14 protein-coding genes are annotated in these 17,325 nt (G+C 60.0%); 4 read left to right on the forward strand and 10 right to left on the reverse strand.

Features of this window, described 5'->3' with window-relative positions:
* The first annotated feature begins 158 nt into the window (after positions 1 to 158).
* Positions 159 to 1,175: an alpha/beta hydrolase gene (locus KFZ77_RS14440; protein WP_031520297.1), complete on the forward strand. Its 1,017-nt coding sequence runs from the start codon at positions 159 to 161 to the stop codon at positions 1,173 to 1,175.
* A gap of 156 nt (positions 1,176 to 1,331) precedes the next feature.
* A complete protein-coding gene (yghU, locus tag KFZ77_RS14445; protein WP_031520295.1) occupies positions 1,332 to 2,198 on the forward strand; it encodes a glutathione-dependent disulfide-bond oxidoreductase in 867 nt (288 codons plus the stop codon).
* 30 nt (positions 2,199 to 2,228) lie between these two features.
* Here the strand turns inward: yghU and KFZ77_RS14450 are convergent, their stop codons facing one another.
* From KFZ77_RS14450 to glyA, 3 genes are read right to left on the reverse strand one after another with little or no spacing between them, the layout of a single operon-like run.
* A complete protein-coding gene (locus KFZ77_RS14450; protein WP_031520294.1) occupies positions 2,229 to 2,609 on the reverse strand; it encodes a carboxymuconolactone decarboxylase family protein in 381 nt (126 codons plus the stop codon).
* Between the two features lie 57 nt (positions 2,610 to 2,666).
* Positions 2,667 to 3,029: a MerR family transcriptional regulator gene (locus KFZ77_RS14455; RefSeq protein WP_031520292.1), complete on the reverse strand. Its 363-nt coding sequence runs from the start codon at positions 3,027 to 3,029 to the stop codon at positions 2,667 to 2,669.
* Between the two features lie 59 nt (positions 3,030 to 3,088).
* Positions 3,089 to 4,342, reverse strand: a complete 1,254-nt coding sequence (gene glyA / locus KFZ77_RS14460; RefSeq protein WP_264384582.1) for a serine hydroxymethyltransferase — start codon at positions 4,340 to 4,342, stop codon at positions 3,089 to 3,091.
* 310 nt (positions 4,343 to 4,652) lie between these two features.
* Here glyA and hmpA point away from each other — a divergent pair, with 310 nt between their 5' ends.
* Positions 4,653 to 5,843 (forward strand): NO-inducible flavohemoprotein, encoded by a 1,191-nt coding sequence (gene hmpA, locus KFZ77_RS14465; RefSeq protein WP_264384583.1) that lies wholly within the window; start codon positions 4,653 to 4,655, stop codon positions 5,841 to 5,843.
* A 68-nt stretch (positions 5,844 to 5,911) separates the two neighbouring features.
* Here hmpA and glnB read toward each other — a convergent pair whose 3' ends face one another.
* The 5 genes from glnB to purL form a co-directional block, all read right to left on the reverse strand.
* Entirely contained in the window at positions 5,912 to 6,250 is a 339-nt protein-coding gene (glnB, locus tag KFZ77_RS14470; RefSeq protein ID WP_012906673.1) for a nitrogen regulatory protein P-II, read from the reverse strand.
* 96 nt (positions 6,251 to 6,346) lie between these two features.
* Positions 6,347 to 7,684 (reverse strand): two-component system response regulator GlrR, encoded by a 1,338-nt coding sequence (gene glrR, locus KFZ77_RS14475; RefSeq protein ID WP_264384584.1) that lies wholly within the window; start codon positions 7,682 to 7,684, stop codon positions 6,347 to 6,349.
* Entirely contained in the window at positions 7,681 to 8,475 is a 795-nt protein-coding gene (gene qseG, locus KFZ77_RS14480; protein WP_264384585.1) for a two-component system QseEF-associated lipoprotein QseG, read from the reverse strand. Before qseG ends, glrR begins: the two co-directional genes overlap by 4 nt.
* Positions 8,472 to 9,911, reverse strand: coding sequence for a two component system sensor histidine kinase QseE/GlrK (qseE, locus tag KFZ77_RS14485; protein ID WP_264386198.1), 1,440 nt, complete (start codon positions 9,909 to 9,911; stop codon positions 8,472 to 8,474). Before qseE ends, qseG begins: the two co-directional genes overlap by 4 nt.
* Positions 9,912 to 10,507: 596 nt before the next feature.
* Positions 10,508 to 14,395 (reverse strand): phosphoribosylformylglycinamidine synthase, encoded by a 3,888-nt coding sequence (gene purL, locus KFZ77_RS14490; RefSeq protein WP_264384586.1) that lies wholly within the window; start codon positions 14,393 to 14,395, stop codon positions 10,508 to 10,510.
* A gap of 267 nt (positions 14,396 to 14,662) precedes the next feature.
* Here purL and mltF point away from each other — a divergent pair, with 267 nt between their 5' ends.
* Complete coding sequence (gene mltF / locus KFZ77_RS14495; protein ID WP_264384587.1) at positions 14,663 to 16,213, forward strand: membrane-bound lytic murein transglycosylase MltF; 1,551 nt, start codon at positions 14,663 to 14,665, stop codon at positions 16,211 to 16,213.
* Here mltF and tadA read toward each other — a convergent pair.
* Positions 16,104 to 16,607 (reverse strand): tRNA adenosine(34) deaminase TadA, encoded by a 504-nt coding sequence (gene tadA / locus KFZ77_RS14500; protein WP_031520276.1) that lies wholly within the window; start codon positions 16,605 to 16,607, stop codon positions 16,104 to 16,106. The two genes, mltF and tadA, sit on opposite strands and share 110 nt — an antisense overlap.
* An 81-nt stretch (positions 16,608 to 16,688) precedes the next feature.
* The gene (yfhb, locus tag KFZ77_RS14505; protein ID WP_264384588.1) at positions 16,689 to 17,324 is read right to left on the reverse strand and encodes a phosphatidylglycerophosphatase C; all 636 of its coding nucleotides are present in this window, start codon (positions 17,322 to 17,324) and stop codon (positions 16,689 to 16,691) included.
* Position 17,325 lies beyond the last annotated feature (1 nt).

Here is a 17,325-nt window from a genome sequence, read left to right on the forward strand (position 1 = left end):
AGGCGTCTGGCGTTGCCCTGCCATTTAAATAGCGCACAATTAAATTGTTTATTAAATTTTTGCTTGCAATGTAAAATCCAGGCGCTATAGTTCACTCCATCAACCGGCACTTACGCCACCACTTAAATAGCACACTACACAATAGCAGGAGATTAAAAATGACAATCAAGCATTCTGTTCTTGCCGCAGCCGTACTGGCCTCCACCGTTGCTCCCTTCGCCCAGGCTGACAATGCGCCTGCTCCGACTGCTGGCGTAGCGACTTTCCTGAGCGCACTGAACGGCGCCGGCGGCAAGCCGCTTGAGCAGCTCTCCGTCCAGCAGGCGCGTGATGTCCTGATCGGTGCGCAGAAAGGCGCTGCCCTGCCAGCCGCTGATGTCAGTGAAAAAACCATTACCGCACTGGGTAAGCCGCTGACGCTCACCATCGTGAAACCCGCCGGGGCAACCGGTAAACTGCCGGTGTTTATGTTCTTCCACGGCGGCGGCTGGGTACTGGGCGACTTCCCGACCCACGAGCGTTTTGTGCGCGACCTGGTGAATGAATCCGGCGCGGCGGCGGTGTTCGTTAACTATACGCCGTCACCGGAAGCCCACTTCCCGGTCGCCATCACCCAGGCGTATGAAGCCACGAAATGGGTCGCGGAGCACGGAGGGGAAATCGGCGTTGACGGCAGCCGTCTGGCGCTGGCGGGCAACAGCGTGGGCGGTAACATGGTCGCGGCCGTCGCCCTGCAGGCAAAACGTAACCACACGCCGGCGATCCGCTATGAAGTGATGTTCTGGCCGGTCACCGATGCGCGCTTCGATACCGCCTCGTATGATCAATATCAGAACGGCTACTTCCTGAGCCGCAACATGATGAAGTGGTTCTGGGATAACTACACCACCCGCGAAACCGACCGCAACAACATCCTGGCCTCGCCGCTGCGCGCTACCAGTGCCGAGCTGAAAGGCCTGCCGCCGACGCTGATCCAGACCGCTGAACTTGATGTGCTGCGCGATGAGGGCGAAGCCTTTGGCCGCAAACTGGATGCCGCCGGTGTCCCGGTGACCGTAACCCGCTATAACGGCATGATCCACGACTACGGCCTGCTCAATGCCCTGAGCCAGGAGCCAACCGTGCGCACCGCGCTGGCCCAGGCCGGTTCAGAGCTGAAAGCGCATCTGAAATAATTCCCTCTCTCAGGCGGCTCCGGCCGCCTGTCTTTCTGCTTTCCTCGCGGCGCGCCATTGCCGTTTCGCGGCAGTGTTAACGCCGCATCCTGCTAAACCCGCCCTGTGCTTCCTGCTACACTCGAAGCTTCACAACAGGCAAACGGGGCAACGAATATGTCGGAAAATCAATATCAACCGCCAAAAGTCTGGACCTGGAAACAGGGTGGCGCAGGCACCTGGGCATCCATTAACCGTCCGGTTTCCGGGGCGACCCACGATAAAGCGCTGCCGGTGGGCAAACATCCGCTGCAGCTCTACTCGCTGGCGACGCCAAACGGGCAGAAGGTGACGATCCTGCTGGAGGAACTGCTGGCGCTGGGCGTTACCGCTGCAGAGTATGATGCCTGGCTGATCCGCATCGGCGACGGCGATCAGTTTGGCAGCGGCTTTGTGGGCGTGAACCCGAACTCAAAAATTCCGGCGCTGGAAGACCGCTCGCAAACCCCACCGCTGCGCGTGTTTGAATCCGGGGCAATCCTGCTCTATCTCGCGGATAAGTTCGGTCACTTCCTGCCGAAAAGCCATGCCGGCCGCACCGAAGCGCTGAACTGGCTGTTCTGGCTGCAGGGCTCGGCGCCGTACCTCGGCGGCGGCTTCGGGCACTTCTACCACTATGCGCCGCTGAAAATCGAATACGCGATTGAGCGTTTCTCCATGGAAGCCAAGCGCCAGCTCGACGTGCTGGACCAGCAGCTGGCGACTCGCCGCTTTATTGCCGGGGATGAGTACAGCATCGCCGATATCGCCATCTTCCCGTGGTATGGCGCGCTGGTGCTGGACGGTATCTACGAGGCCGCCGAGTTCCTCGACGTGAAATCGTATAAGAACGTGGTGCGCTGGGCTGAAGAGGTGGCGAGCCGCCCGGCGGTGAAGCGCGGGCGGATGGTGAATCGTCTCTCTGGCGATCCGGCGTCGCAGCTGCATGAGCGTCACGACGCGTCAGATTTCGACACCCGCACCGCGGACAAGACGCAGCCGTAACCGCACTCCCTGCCCTTGCGGCAGGGAGTTTTACTGAATACCCGCCTCGATAAATACCGCTTTAGCGGTGAACATCGCATTCAGCGCCGCCGGGAAACCGGCGTACAGCGCCATCTGGATAATCACTTCAATAATTTCTTCGCGGCTGCACCCGACGTTAAGTGCCGCGTGCAGGTGCACCGCCAGCTGCGGCTGGGCGTGACCGAGCGCAGTCAGCGCGGCAATGGTCGCCAGTTCGCGACTTTTCACATCCAGCCCCGGGCGGCTGTAGACGTCGCCGAAGCCGAATTCAATCACGTATTTGCCGAGATCCGGCGCGATGTCGGCCAGTGCGGCGATCACCTTTTCGCCGGCAGCGCCGTCAATGGCGGCAAGACGTGCGAGGCCGGTGTCATAGCGGGATGGGGTCATGATGGTGTCTCCTTGGTGAATGTGGAGACAACGGTAAGGCTTCGAGTTAACTCCAGGTCAAGCGCTGTTTTTCAGCAGCGCGTCATCATACCAGGCCATTTTCACTTCCAACTGATGCAGATGCGCCTGCTGCTCCGCCAGCCGCCGGGCCAGCCGCTCAGCGTGATGCGCCAGCAGCGTGCGCCGTTCGGCCAGCGTGCTGTCGCCCGCGCTGCGTAACTGCGCGTAACGCTGGATCGCCTCCAGCGGCATATCGGTGGCCTTCAGCCGCTTGATGAAGTTTACCCAGTCAACGTCGCTTTGCCGGTAGTCGCGGTGACCGCTGGCGTTACGCCCCGGACTCAACAGGCCGAGTTTTTCGTAATAGCGCAGGGTATGAACCGACAGCCCGGTCAGCTGCGCAAAGGTCTGAATACGCATGTGCCCTCCTGCAGGCATAAAAAAAGCCGCTCGCGGCGGCTTTTTCAGATGGCGTACGCTTACGCGTAAACCGGGAAGCGGGCGCAGATGTCCAGCACTTTAGCTTTAACGCGCTCGATAACCGCGTCGTCATGGATGTTGTCGAGAATGTCGCACATCCAGCCAGCCAGCTCTTTGACTTCCGCTTCTTTAAAGCCGCGGCGGGTCACAGACGGCGAACCGATACGGATGCCGGAAGTGACGAACGGGCTCTTCGGATCGTTCGGCACGCTGTTTTTATTCACGGTGATATTGGCGCGGCCCAGGGCTGCGTCAGCATCTTTACCGGTCAGGTTTTTATCCACCAGATCCAGCAGGAACAGGTGGTTTTCAGTACCGCCGGACACCACTTTGTAGCCACGGTTCAGGAACACTTCTACCATCGCTTTGGCGTTTTTTGCCACCTGCTGCTGGTAGGTTTTGAACTCCGGCTCCATCGCCTCTTTCAGTGCGACCGCTTTCGCCGCGATAACGTGCATCAGCGGGCCGCCCTGCGCGCTCGGGAACACCGCAGAGTTCAGTTTTTTGTACAGCTCTTCGCTGCCGCCTTTGGCGAGGATCAGACCGCCGCGCGGACCCGCCAGGGTTTTATGGGTTGTGGTGGTGACGACATGCGCGTGCGGAACCGGGTTCGGGTAGACGCCAGCGGCAATCAGACCTGCCACGTGGGCCATATCAACGAACAGGTATGCGCCGATGCTGTCAGCGATTTCACGCATTTTCGCCCAGTCAACGATACCGGAGTAAGCCGAGAAGCCACCGATGATCATCTTCGGTTTATGGGTCTGCGCCTGCTTCGCCATGTCTTCGTAATCGATTTTACCGGTCTCATCAATACCGTAAGGAATGATGTTGTACAGTTTGCCGGAGAAGTTAACCGGGGAGCCGTGTGTCAGGTGGCCGCCCTGCGCCAGGTTCATACCCAGCACGGTATCGCCCGGTTGCAGCAGCGCGGTGTAGACCGCGAAGTTAGCCTGTGAGCCGGAGTGCGGCTGGACGTTAGCGTAGTCAGCGCCGAAGAGCGCTTTTGCGCGGTCAATCGCCAGCTGCTCAACGATATCCACATATTCGCAGCCGCCGTAGTAGCGCTTGCCCGGATAGCCTTCCGCGTATTTATTGGTCAGCTGAGAGCCCTGCGCCTGCATCACGCGCGGGCTGGTGTAGTTCTCGGAGGCGATCAGTTCGATGTGCTCTTCCTGACGTACTTTTTCCTGCTCCATAGCCTGCCACAGTTCGGCATCATAATCGGCAATGTTCATTTCACGCTTTAACATCCGCATCTCCTGACTCAGCTAACAGTATTTATTTTCGCCTGAGGCCATTGCCCCGTCGGCAGCGGCCCACAGTATAACTGATTAAAGGGGCGATAACAGGTCTTGACAAAGCTTTTTACGCAAACGATTGGCTCCGCGCCGCGTAAGGCTTTGACCACACATAAGTCCGGCATGATTTCACGAATTCTTTTCATTTTTGAGATGTCGATTTTTCACGTTCGTTTTTACCCTGGCCGCGTATTTCCCCTTTACAACGCAGGGGTATCACCTATAACATGCATTTAAAATGCAACATTAAAAAGGACCTGCCATGTTAGACGCGCAAACCATCGCCATCGTGAAATCCACCATTCCCGCCATTGCCGCGACCGGGCCGAAACTTACCGCCCATTTCTATGACCGCATGTTCCAGCACAACCCCGAACTGAAAGAAATTTTCAATATGAGTAACCAGCGTAACGGCGACCAGCGGGAAGCGCTGTTCAATGCCATCTGCGCCTACGCCACCAATATTGAAAATCTGGCGGTGCTGCTGCCGGCGGTGGAAAAAATCGCCCAGAAGCACACCAGCTTCTCTATCAAACCGGAGCAGTACAACATCGTGGGAACCCATCTGCTGGCGACCATTGACGAGCTGATGAGCCCGGGTCAGGAAGTGCTGGATGCCTGGGGCAAAGCCTATGGCGTGCTGGCGCAGGTGTTTATCAATCGCGAAGCCGAGATCTATCAGGAGCACGCCAGCAAACGGGGCGGCTGGGAAGGTACCCGTGCGTTCCGCATCGTCGACAAAACCCCGCGCAGCGCTTTGATTACCAGCATTGAGCTGGAGCCGGTTGATGGCGGCGCGGTGGCGGATTACCGTCCGGGGCAGTATCTCGCGGTATGGCTGAAGCCGGACGCCTTCCCGCACCAGGAGATCCGTCAGTACTCCCTGACCCGTAGCCCCAACGGCCGCAGCTACCGCATTGCGGTAAAACGCGAAGATGGCGGCCAGGTGTCGAACTGGCTGCACCGGGACGCGCGCGTTGGCGATGTGGTACAGGTTGCCGCGCCGGCCGGAGATTTCTTCCTGGACGCTACGCCAGAGACGCCGGTAACGCTGATCTCCGCCGGCGTCGGCCAGACCCCGATGCTGGCGATGCTGGATACGCTGGCGAACAATGCGCATCCGGCCCAGGTTAACTGGTTCCACGCCGCGCTGAATGGCGAGGTGCATGCTTTTGCCGAGGAAGTGGCGGCGCTGGGTGCGAAACTGCCGCGTTTCACCTCTCACGTCTGGTATCAGACGCCAGCCGAGGCGGACCGCGAGGCGGTGCGTTTTGACAGCGAAGGATTGATGGAGCTGGCAAGCCAGCAGCGCGCGTTCAGCGATCCGGCCATGACTTTCTGGCTCTGTGGCCCGGTCGGCTTTATGCAGTTTGCCGCGCAGCAGCTGGTGGCGCTGGGCGTGGATCGCGACCGCATCCACTACGAGTGCTTCGGGCCGCATAAGGTACTGTAATTTTTTTCCGAAAAAGCCCAACAAAAAAGGCAGGTCTTAAACCTGCCTTTTCTTTTGCGAACGCGGGCTTAAATCGCCGCGTCGTCCTCTTCGCCGGTACGAATACGCACCACGCGCGCTACGTCAAAGACGAAAATCTTACCGTCGCCGATTTTTCCGGTCTGAGCGGTGCGGATGATGGTATCGACGCAGGTCTCGACGATATCGTCTGGCACCACGATCTCAATCTTCACCTTCGGCAGGAAATCCACCATGTACTCGGCACCGCGATAGAGTTCGGTGTGCCCTTTCTGACGACCAAAGCCTTTTACTTCGGTGACGGTCATCCCGGTGATGCCCACTTCCGCCAGCGCTTCGCGCACATCGTCCAGTTTGAATGGTTTAATAATCGCATCAATCTTTTTCATGGTGGTCCTTAACTCTCTTCGCCCGTCAGGTGTTCATCATGGGTACGTAATCGGTTGCTCACCCTATCATATTCTTAGCGCCAATGGATGGCGAAACTACTCTTTGAAATCGTTGGCATCCAGTTCATGACGCGACAGCAGTTTATAGAATTCGGTACGGTTGCGCCCGGCCATGCGCGCAGCATGAGTGACGTTGCCCTTTGTGATCTGCAGGATCTTACGTAAGTAGTTCAGCTCGAACAGATTCCTTGCCTCCACAAAGGTGGGAAGCACGGTGTTTTCGCCTTCCAGCGCCTGCTCCACCAGCGCATCGCTGATCACCGGGGCGGACGTCAGCGCCACGCACTGTTCAATGACGTTCACCAGCTGGCGCACGTTGCCCGGCCAGCTGGCAGTCATCAGGCGTTTCATGGCGTCAGTCGAGAAGCTGCGCACGAACGGCTTGTGGCGATCCGCCGACTGGCGCAGCAGATGGGCGGCCAGCAGCGGAATGTCTTCCGCGCGCTCGTTCAGCGCCGGGATCTTCAGGTTCACCACGTTGAGGCGGTAGAACAGATCTTCACGAAATTCGCCGCGCTCCATCGCCTTCGGCAGGTCGCGGTGGGTGGCCGAGAGAATGCGCACGTCAATATCCAGATCGCGGTTGCTGCCCAGCGGGCGCACCTTGCGCTCCTGCAACACGCGCAGCAGCTTCACCTGTAACGGGATCGGCATATCGCCAATCTCATCGAGGAACAGCGTGCCCCCTTCGGCGGCCTGGAACAGCCCTTCCCGGCTGCTCACCGCGCCGGTAAAGGCACCGCGGGCGTGACCAAAGAGTTCGGACTCCAGCAGCTGCTCCGGCAGCGCGCCGCAGTTGATGGCGATAAACGCCTTCTTGCTGCGCGGGCTGGCATTGTGGATCGCCTGGGCGAGGATCTCTTTCCCGGTGCCGCTCTGGCCGTTGATCAGCACGCTGACGTCGGACTGCGCCACCATGCGCGCCTGCTCCAGCAGACGCAGCATAATCGGGCTGCGGGTGACGATGGACTCGCGCCAGGCATCATCGCTGCTGGAGACGGTGTGCAGCAGCGCATCGTCTATCGCCTTGTACAGCGCATCGCGATCCACCGGTTTGGTGAGGAAGCTGAACACGCCCTGCTGGGTGGCGGCCACCGCATCCGGGATTGAGCCGTGCGCGGTGAGAATGATCACTGGCATGCCGGGCTGCAGCTTCTGGATCTCGGCAAACAGCTGCAGGCCGTCCATCTCATCCATGCGCAGATCGCTTATTACCAGGTCGATCTTCTCGCGCGTCAGTATGCGCAGCCCTTCGGCTCCGCTTTCCGCGGTCTCCACGCTGTACCCTTCGCTGGTGAGACGCATGCCGAGCAGCTTCAGCAGGCCGGGATCGTCATCCACCAGCAGCAGACGGGCAGGCTTGCGTTGCGTCATGGCGTCAGTTCCTCCGGGGCAGAACCGGTGCTGCTGTTGTCCGGCGTGGTGATATCCTCCGCCGCCGGGGCATCTTTGCCCTCGTCCGCGTTCGGATGAGCGTTGTCCTGCATATAGCTGCTGGTCGGTTTACGCGACGACAGCCGGCGTTCGATATCGGTGAGGTTTTCCAGCTTGCGCGTGGTCAGATCGAGCTGGCTGCGCAGGTGCTGCTGCTGCTGGCGCAGAGTGTCCAGCTCGCTGTCGCTGCTCTGCTGCAGCTTGCTGTAGCGCGTGCGCTCATCGGAAAGCTGCAGCAGCGAGGCCTGGCCGTCGCGCCACACCTGGTAGAGCGGGCGCACCTGCGCCGGGATGCCGGGGCTCAGATCGTCGAGCGCGGTAATGAAGCGGCGGCGCTCGGTCGGGTTGATTCTGGCGTTCGCCAGTAAAATGCCGCGCTTGAAGGTGTCCTGCCAGCTGTATGCCGACCACAGGCGCGCCTCGGCGCGGGCATCCACCGGCGACAGACGCAGCGCGCAGTCCATACCGCGCAACCAGTAGAGCGGGTTGGTCTCAATACTGTGCCCGCCAAGCTGCCAGATGTCCTGACAGTCGGTAGAGAGGAAATCAGCCAGCTGATGATCCGGAAGCTGCGGTTCATTTTTGTTTTTAAGCGAGCTTTTCACCGGATGGGCAACGCAGCCGCTGAGCAGCATCCCGGCAAGCGCCGGGCACAGCAGCGAGCGGAGAAGACGTGGGCGTTTCAGGCGCGACAAAACGGGCCGCAGTAAATTCATAAGGTCCAGACTCATTGTTGTGGTGTTTCCGGCTCAGGGACAGGCAGCTCGATGCGAAAACAGACATCGGTGCCGTGCTCTTCCACCAGACGAAGCTCGCCATGCATGCGGCGAATACAGTCCTGAGCGATGCTCAGCCCCAGGCCGCTGCCCTTGACCGCGCCTTTGCGCTGCAGGCTTCCCTGAAAGAAAGGTTCGAAGATCATCTCCCGCTCAGCCGCGGGGATCGGCGTTCCGGTATTTGCGACTTCAATCCGCAGCCGCGATCCGGCTGTGTAACTGCGGATATAAATGGTACCGGATTCACTGCCGTAGTGCACCGCATTGGAATAGAGATTATCCAGCACGCTCATCAGCAGCATCGGTTCCGCCAGACACACCTGCGCTTCAAGGGCGATGTCGGTATGCATCATTTTAGCCCGCGCCGGCAGACTGTGAGCAGCGATCACCATATCAACCAGCGGCGCGATTTCAACCTGCTCCAGCTCGACCTGGGCATCGGCCAGTTTACGGTTGTAGTCGAGCAACTGTTCAATCAGCTTTTGCAGATTACGGCTGCTGGTATCCAGAATATCCACCACCTCTTTTTGCCCGGCGGTCAGCGGGCCGGCGACCTGATCGGCCAGCAGCTCAGTGCCCTCGCGCATGCTTGCCAGCGGCGTTTTCAGCTCATGAGAGAGATGGCGCAGGAACTGATGACGCTGGGATTCGAGCCACGCCAGACGCTCGCTGAGCCAGATAATACGCTGCCCGACGGAGCGCAACTCGCGCGGCCCCTTGAACGCCACGGTATGACCTGGCGAGCGCCCTTCCCCGAGACGATTGATCATCCGCTCGATCCCCTTCACCGGGCCGATGATCATGCGGGTAAACAGCAGCACCAGCGCCAGGCTGACCAGAAACAGGATCAGCGCCTGCCAGCCAAAGAACTGACCGCGCTCGGCGATCTCCTGCTGGAGCTGCTGTCCGCGCGAGAACACCACGGCGCGGGTGGCCTGCACCATTTCGGTATTGGCGCTGGCAAAGGCTTCCAGCCGGGCGGCGGCGGCGCTGTCCGGGCCGCTGTTTTTACACTGTAACAGCGCGAGATCGTTGAGGTTCTGCCGCAGCGCCTGATAGAGCATCTCATCCGGCAGCACGCCGGAATGGGCATCCAGCATCTGGGCATAACGCTTGCGCTGGCTCTGGTAAACGCGGGCCAGCGTCGGGTCGTCCAGCACGCAGTACTGACGGTAGCTGCGCTCCATTTCCAGCGCGGCATTGGTCATGGCTTCGCTGCGACGGGCATCCACCAGCGTGGTGCGGTTGGTGAGCGCGGCCTGATCGCTCAGGGCGTTAAGGCTCTGCCACGCCTGCCAGGCCAGCACCAGCAACGGCACCTGGATCAGCAGAAAGGCCATCATTACCAGTTGGCGCAGTGAACGAGGGAATACAACAGGCCAGCGTTTCAACATGTTATCTCGCGATAAAAGGAATAACCGGATGCTAGCGGAGTGCGGCACGCGTGGGAAGCGCCGAATGACAGAAACACGAAAGGCAGGGTAATTACCCTGCCTTTCGTGTGAAATGAGGCGGTGCCTTACTCAACGTGTCGCCCGAAGTTTGATAACGCATTGCGATAATCAGCAGCTGGACGGCAGGCACCTTGTTGTGCGTCATTCTGAGGTTTATGTAGCGCTCCCGAAGGGTCTGACATAAGAAGGTGAATGAGCCACTGAGTATTATCTTGCAGGATGCGTGCCACTTTTGAAAATTCAATTATAATTAACTGATATTAAAGTGATTATTGATTAAATCGAGCCACGAAGATCGCGCACGTTTTTTCACCGGCCTGTCGTCAAAAAACAACACTCCAAACGTCGCCTTGCGCAGTCATTATAAATCAATAACTTAAATGTCACCTTTTGGCGACAGTGACTGACTGGCGCTGTCGCAAATTCCCGACACATTTGCGGGTTACATCACAAATTAAAAGTAACAGCATGAACGCAGCGAGAGAAATAGCGATCTGCATAAAAAAGGGGAGCGTTTCGCTCCCCTTGTCCGGTTAGCCCAGCTGCTTGCGGGCGTTACGGAAGATACGCATCCACGGGCTGTCCTCGCCCCACTCTTCCGGATGCCAGGAGTTCGCTACGGTGCGGAATACGCGCTCCGGGTGCGGCATCATGATGGTGACGCGCCCGCTTTCGCTGGTCACCGCCGTGATCCCGTTCGGCGAGCCGTTCGGGTTCGCCGGATAGGTTTCGGTCACCGCCCCAAAGTTATCGATGAAGCGCAGCGCCACCAGGCCTTTGCTCTCCAGCGCGGCGAGGTGTGCCGCATCGCGCACTTCTACCAGCCCTTCGCCGTGGGAAACGGCGATCGGCATGTGCGACCCGACCATCCCCTGCAGCAGCAGCGACGGGCTGGAGGTCACTTCCACCAGGCTGAAGCGTGCTTCAAAGCGGTCGGACTGGTTACGCACGAAGCGCGGCCACAGGTCGCTGCCCGGGATCAGCTCGCGCAGATTGGACATCATCTGACAGCCGTTGCACACGCCCAGCGCCAGGGTCTGCGGACGGTGGAAGAACGTCTGGAACTCGTCACGCACGCGCTCGTTGAACAGAATTGATTTTGCCCAGCCTTCGCCCGCACCCAGCACATCACCGTAGGAGAAGCCGCCGCACGCCACCAGCGCCTGGACATCGTCCAGACCGCGACGACCGGCCAGCAGGTCGCTCATGTGTACGTCGATGGCATCAAAGCCCGCACGGTGGAACGCCGCAGCCATCTCCACGTGGGAGTTAACGCCCTGCTCGCGCAGCACCGCTACTTTCGGGCGCGCACCTTTTGCGATGTAAGGTGCCGCGATGTCTTCATTGATATCGAACGACAGCTTTACGTTAAGGCCCGGATCGCTGTCGTTGGATTTCGCCTCGTGCTCCTGATCGGCGCACGCCGGATTATCACGCAGGCGCTGCATCTGCCAGGTGGTTTCCGCCCACCAGACGCGCAGCGTGGTGCGGCTCTCGCTGAAGACGGTGTCGCCGCTCGCGGTCAGCGTGAAGCGATCCCCTGCTACCGCCTTGCCGAGATAGTGCACGCAGTCGGCGAGGCCGTGTGCGTCCAGCACCGCTTCCACCGCCTGACGATCGGCGGCACGCACCTGAATCACGCCGCCCAGCTCTTCGTTGAACAGCGCTGCCAGCGCGTCGTCACCGAGGCGGGTGATGTCTGCTTCAACACCGCAGTGACCCGCGAAGGCCATCTCTGCGAGGGTGACCAGCAGGCCGCCGTCGGAGCGGTCATGCCAGGCCAGCAGCTTGCGATCCGCTACCAGCGCCTGCATGGCGTTATAGAAGCCTTTCAGCTGCTGCACGTCACGCACGTCTGCGGGCTTATCGCCCAGCTGACGCCACACCTGAGAGAGCGCGGTGGCCCCCAGCGCGTTGTGGCCTTTGCCGAGGTCGATCAGCAGCAGGGCGTTGTCTTCGATGGCAAGCTGCGGCGTTACGGTGGCGCGCACGTCTTCCACGCGGGCAAACGCGGTGATCACCAGCGACAGCGGCGCGGTCATCTCACGCTGCTCGTCGCCCTGCTGCCAGCGGGTTTTCATCGACATTGAGTCTTTACCCACCGGAATGGTCAGGCCAAGCTGCGGGCAGAGCTCTTCACCCACCGCTTTTACCGCTTCATACAGCCCGGCGTCTTCGCCCGGATGGCCCGCTGCCGCCATCCAGTTTGCCGAGAGCTTGATGCGTTTGATGTCGCCGATCTGCGTAGCGGCGATGTTGGTCAGCGCTTCACCAACTGCCAGACGTGCAGAGGCCGCGAAGTCGAGCAGCGCCACTGGCGCGCGCTCGCCCAGCGACATCGCTTCGCCGTAGTAGCTGTCGAGGCTGGCGGTGGTTACCGCACAGTTAGCAACCGGCACCTGCCACGGACCAACCATCTGGTCGCGCGCCACCATGCCGGTGACGGTACGGTCGCCGATGGTGACGAGGAAGGTTTTCTCCGCCACCGTCGGGAGGTGCAGCACGCGCTTCACCGCTTCCGCAATGGTGATCCCGCTACGTTCAAGCGGCTGGCCGCTGGCCTGCTGGCGCGTCACGTTGCGGGTCATCTTCGGGGCTTTACCCAGCAGCACGTCCAGCGGCATGTCGATCGGCTGGTTGTCGAAGTGGCTGTCGTTGAGGGTCAGGTGCAGTTCTTCGGTGGCTTCACCGATCACCGCGTAAGGTGCGCGCTCGCGGCGGCACAGCTCGTCGAATAGCGCCAGCTGCTCCGGCGCCACCGCCAGCACGTAGCGCTCCTGGGATTCGTTACACCACACTTCCAGCGGGCTCATGCCCGGCTCGTCGTTGAGGATGTCGCGCAGCTCGAAGCGCCCGCCGCGGCCGCCATCGCTCACCAGCTCCGGCATGGCGTTAGAGAGGCCGCCGGCACCAACGTCATGAATAAACAGAATCGGGTTGGCATCGCCCAGCTGCCAGCAGCGGTCGATCACTTCCTGACAGCGACGTTCCATTTCCGGGTTGTCGCGCTGTACCGAGGCAAAATCTAAATCCGCATCGGACTGACCAGACGCCATTGAGGAGGCCGCCCCGCCGCCGAGACCGATGTTCATCGCCGGGCCGCCCAGTACGATCAGCTTCGCGCCGACGGTAATGTCGCCCTTCCTGACGTGCTCGCCGCGAATGTTGCCGATACCGCCCGCCAGCATCACCGGCTTGTGATAGCCGCGCAGCTCTTCGCCATTGTGGCTAGTGACTTTTTCTTCGTAGGTACGGAAGTAGCCGGTCAGGGCCGGACGACCAAATTCGTTATTAAACGCCGCGCCGCCCAGCGGGCCGTCGGTCATGATATCCAGCGCGGTAACGATGCGTTCCGGCTTACCGAAATCCTCTTCCCACGGCTGTTCGAAGCCCGGGATACGCAGGTTGGAGACCGAGAAGCCCACCAGCCCGGCTTTCGGTTTGGCACCGCGTCCGGTGGCACCTTCATCGCGGATCTCGCCGCCGGAGCCGGTGGCAGCACCCGGCCACGGAGAGATGGCGGTCGGGTGGTTATGGGTTTCCACTTTCATCAGGATGTGCGCCTCTTCCTGATGGTAGTCGTAGCGCCCGGCGCTGTGGTCGGCAAAGAAGCGGCCCACCGGGGAGCCTTCCATCACCGCGGCGTTGTCTTTATACGCCGACAGTACGTGCTCCGGGGTTTTCTCGAAGGTGTTTTTGATCATTTTGAACAGCGACTTCGGCTGCTGTTCGCCGTCGATGATCCAGTCGGCGTTGAAGATCTTATGGCGGCAATGCTCAGAGTTGGCCTGCGCGAACATATAGAGTTCGATATCGTTCGGGTTGCGCCCCAGACGGGTAAAAGCATCCTGGAGATAGTCGATTTCATCTTCCGCCAGCGCAAGACCGAGACGCACATTGGCCTCCATCAGCGCCTCGCGGCCCTGGCCCAGCAGATCCACGCTCTGCACCGGGGCCGGGGAGTGATGAGCAAACAGCTGCTGCGCCTCGTTCAGCGAGCCGAACACGCTCTCCATCATGCGATCGTGCAGCTCGCCGGCCAGTGCCTGCCACTGCGCATCGTTCAGGGAGTCGGCGACGACATACCAGGCTACGCCGCGCTCAAGGCGGTTGATCTGCGCCAGACCGCAGTTATGGGCGATATCGGTCGCTTTCGATGACCACGGAGAGATGGTGCCCGGACGCGGCGTCACCAGCAGCAGCGTACCGCGCGGTTCATGGCTGCTGAGGCTCGGGCCATACTGCAGCAGGCGGGCTAAGCGGCTGTGTTCATCCGCACTGAGTGGCGCATTAAGGTCGGCAAAGTGAACGTATTCCGCATAAACCGAGGTCACCGGCAGGTTGAGTGCCGTGAAACGGTCCAGCAGCTTGTTGATACGGAATGCAGACAGGGCGGGCGAACCACGCAGAATTTCCATCATAAGTCTCTCGTCTTTGCAGCGCCAGCGCAGCGCTGTCAGTGGGCGCAGGGGAAAACGGGCGTCATTATAGAGAATACGGCGCGCCGACGAAACCGTTTGCGTAGAAATAAAATCGCCCGCCGTTTCGTCCGTATGCCGTCGCCAATCGCTCTAATTAGTTGCCAACTGACTCATTGTTAAGCAAAATGCCGCTCAAATTGTCATTAACCATACCTATAACACTACACATTACCGCCGGGGCTCGATACACCGCAGAGAATTAACTGATTGAAAAAATTAAAGCTTAATTATCTGTTTATCTGCATCGTGTCTCTGCTGCTGGCGTTAGCCTTGTGGCCCGCTATCCCCTGGTTTGGCGGCGCGGAAAACCGGCTGGCGGAAATAAAGTCTCGCGGCGTACTGCGCGTCAGTACCGTTCCCTCCCCGCTTATCTATACCTCGATCAACGGCAAAGCCTACGGCCTCGACTACGAGTTGGCGCAGCTGTTTGCTGACTATCTCGGCGTGAAGCTTGAGATCACCTCACGCCAGAACATCAACGAGCTGTTTGACGATCTTGATAATAATGATGCCGACGTGCTCGCCGCCGGGCTGGTGTACAACCCGGAGCGAACCCGGCACTACGAGCCGGGGCCGACCTACTATTCGGTTTCGCAGCAGCTGGTTTACCGCGTGGGTTCCCTGCGTCCGCGCAACCCCGGCGCTATCAAGCCCGGCCAGCTGGTGATCGCGCCGGGGCATACGGCGCTTAACGAGCTGGAAAAGCTCAGGGCGAGCAAATACCCGGACCTCAGCTGGACCATCGATCCTCAGCGCAACAGCAACACGCTGTTAAGCCAGGTGCTGGAAGGTAAAATTGACTACACCATTGCCGACTCGGTGGCGGTGAACCTGTTCCAGCGTGTGCATCCCCAGCTGGCCGTGGCGCTGGATATGACCGATGAGCAGCCGGTAAGCTGGTATACCCAGCGCGACGGCGACCATACGCTGGCGGCAGCGATGCTGGATTTCTTCAACCGCATTAACGAAGACGGCACTCTGGCGCGGCTGGAGGAGAAGTACCTCGGTCACGGCAACGACTTTGACTACGTAGATACCCGCAGCTTCCTGCGTGCCGTGGACACGCTGCTGCCGGATCTGCAGCCGCTGTTTGAGAAGTACGCTACCGACATCGACTGGAAGCTGCTGGCCGCCATTTCCTATCAGGAGTCGCACTGGGACCCGCAGGCCACCTCCCCCACCGGCGTACGCGGCCTGATGATGCTGACGCGTAATACCGCACAGAGCGTCGGCCTGACTGACCGGCTCGATCCCGAGCAGAGCATCAGCGGCGGGGCGCGCTACCTGAGCGATATGATGAAAAAGGTGCCGGAGACGGTGCCGGAAGAGGAGCGCATCTGGTTCGCGCTGGCGGCTTACAATATGGGGTACGCCCATATGCTGGATGCCAGAGCGCTGACGGCGAAGCAGAAAGGCAATCCCGACAGCTGGGCTGACGTAAAACAGCGCCTGTCACTGCTGAGCCTGAAGCCCTACTACAGCAAGACGACCTACGGCTACGCGCGCGGGCATGAGGCTTACGCCTATGTAGAAAATATTCGTAAGTATCAGATAAGCCTGGTTGGCTATCTGATGGAGAAAGAGAAGCAGGCCGCCCGCCTGGAGAAAATCGCTGCGGATTACCCGATTGTGCGTCCGCAGGAGCTGATCAAACCGCCTTTCGGGCCGCTTCCTTTAGGGCCTTTTTCTCAAGACGACGCGTTCGAAAGAACTCACTTAGTAAGGCCGAACACGCTTCTGCCAGCACCCCATCCGTAACCTGCATTACGTGGTTCATGCCGGGATGGCCCGGCACATCCAATAGCGAGCCGACCGCGCCGGTTTTCGCATCCCGCGCACCAAACACCAGATGACCGATACGGCTGTGTACCATCGCCCCCGCGCACATGACGCAGGGTTCGAGCGTGACATACAGCGTGGTATCCAGCAGACGGTAATTTTGCAGCACCAGCCCGCCCTGACGCAGCGCCATGATTTCGGCGTGGGCGGTAGGATCGTGGCGGCCAATCGGGCGATTCCAGCCCTCGCCAATCACCTGGTTGTTATGCACCAGCACAGCCCCGACCGGCACCTCCCCCTCGTCCCAGGCACGCTGCGCCAGGGTGAGCGCGTGGCGCATCCAGTATTCGTGGGTAAATTCGCTGTCTGACACAGATAACTCCTGAGCTACAAAAGGCGGCGCATTATACACAGCGATAATGTTTAGTGAAACGCATCAGGAGAGACCGCGCGTTTACTCCAGTTGCTGAAGCTCACCCTGCGGCGTTACGCGCCAGCGGTGCTGGCAGAAGTAGAGCAGCGGGTTGTCCTGCTTGCTGTCGCTGTAGCCGCTGTAGAGGCGCAGCGGCGTGCCGATCTGCTGCTCAAGCTGGGCCACCTTTTCATGACCGAGGCAGCGCAGGGTCAGCACCCAGCCGCCGTAGCGGCGGGTCACCTGGCTGGCGATAAGGTTTACCCGCGGCAGCCAGGGCGTATCCACATACACCTGCTCGACCAGCGGCATCGGGGAGCCGGTGATCAGCCAGACGTCAGCATCGGTGCTGGAAAGGTATTCGGTTAAGCGCGCCTGCACCACCGGAAAGGCTTTCACGTGGGTGCGGAACCAGGCGACAAAGCTTTTTTCCAGCGCCTTGAGCCGCGCTTCGCTGTGCCCGAAGGTACAGCCCCACAACAGCAGGCTCATCGGCCAGCGCGCGGCACGCCCCTTAATCAACAGCCCCGCGCCAATCACCGGCAGCAACGGGATAACGAGCAGCACATTAAGCGGCTGATGACGCAGCAGATAGCGCATAAACGTGCCGAACATATCCTGCTGATGCAGCGTGCCATCCAAATCGAAAAAAACTACCCGACGCGCGTTCTGAGACAAA

Source organism: Siccibacter colletis (assembly GCF_025914095.1).
In the GTDB taxonomy this organism is placed as follows: Bacteria; Pseudomonadota; Gammaproteobacteria; order Enterobacterales; family Enterobacteriaceae; genus Siccibacter; species Siccibacter colletis.

What these genes read in the sequence shown, in the direction of transcription:
- KFZ77_RS14440 (WP_031520297.1), top strand. Translation starts at nt 159, where the DNA reads ATGACAATCAAGCATTCTGTTCTTGCCGCAGCCGTACTGGCCTCCACC.
- yghU (WP_031520295.1), top strand. Translation starts at nt 1,332, where the DNA reads ATGTCGGAAAATCAATATCAACCGCCAAAAGTCTGGACCTGGAAACAG.
- KFZ77_RS14450 (WP_031520294.1), bottom strand. Translation starts at nt 2,609, where the DNA reads ATGACCCCATCCCGCTATGACACCGGCCTCGCACGTCTTGCCGCCATT.
- KFZ77_RS14455 (WP_031520292.1), bottom strand. Translation starts at nt 3,029, where the DNA reads ATGCGTATTCAGACCTTTGCGCAGCTGACCGGGCTGTCGGTTCATACC.
- glyA (WP_264384582.1), bottom strand. Translation starts at nt 4,342, where the DNA reads ATGTTAAAGCGTGAAATGAACATTGCCGATTATGATGCCGAACTGTGG.
- hmpA (WP_264384583.1), top strand. Translation starts at nt 4,653, where the DNA reads ATGTTAGACGCGCAAACCATCGCCATCGTGAAATCCACCATTCCCGCC.
- glnB (WP_012906673.1), bottom strand. Translation starts at nt 6,250, where the DNA reads ATGAAAAAGATTGATGCGATTATTAAACCATTCAAACTGGACGATGTG.
- glrR (WP_264384584.1), bottom strand. Translation starts at nt 7,684, where the DNA reads ATGACGCAACGCAAGCCTGCCCGTCTGCTGCTGGTGGATGACGATCCC.
- qseG (WP_264384585.1), bottom strand. Translation starts at nt 8,475, where the DNA reads ATGAGTCTGGACCTTATGAATTTACTGCGGCCCGTTTTGTCGCGCCTG.
- purL (WP_264384586.1), bottom strand. Translation starts at nt 14,395, where the DNA reads ATGATGGAAATTCTGCGTGGTTCGCCCGCCCTGTCTGCATTCCGTATC.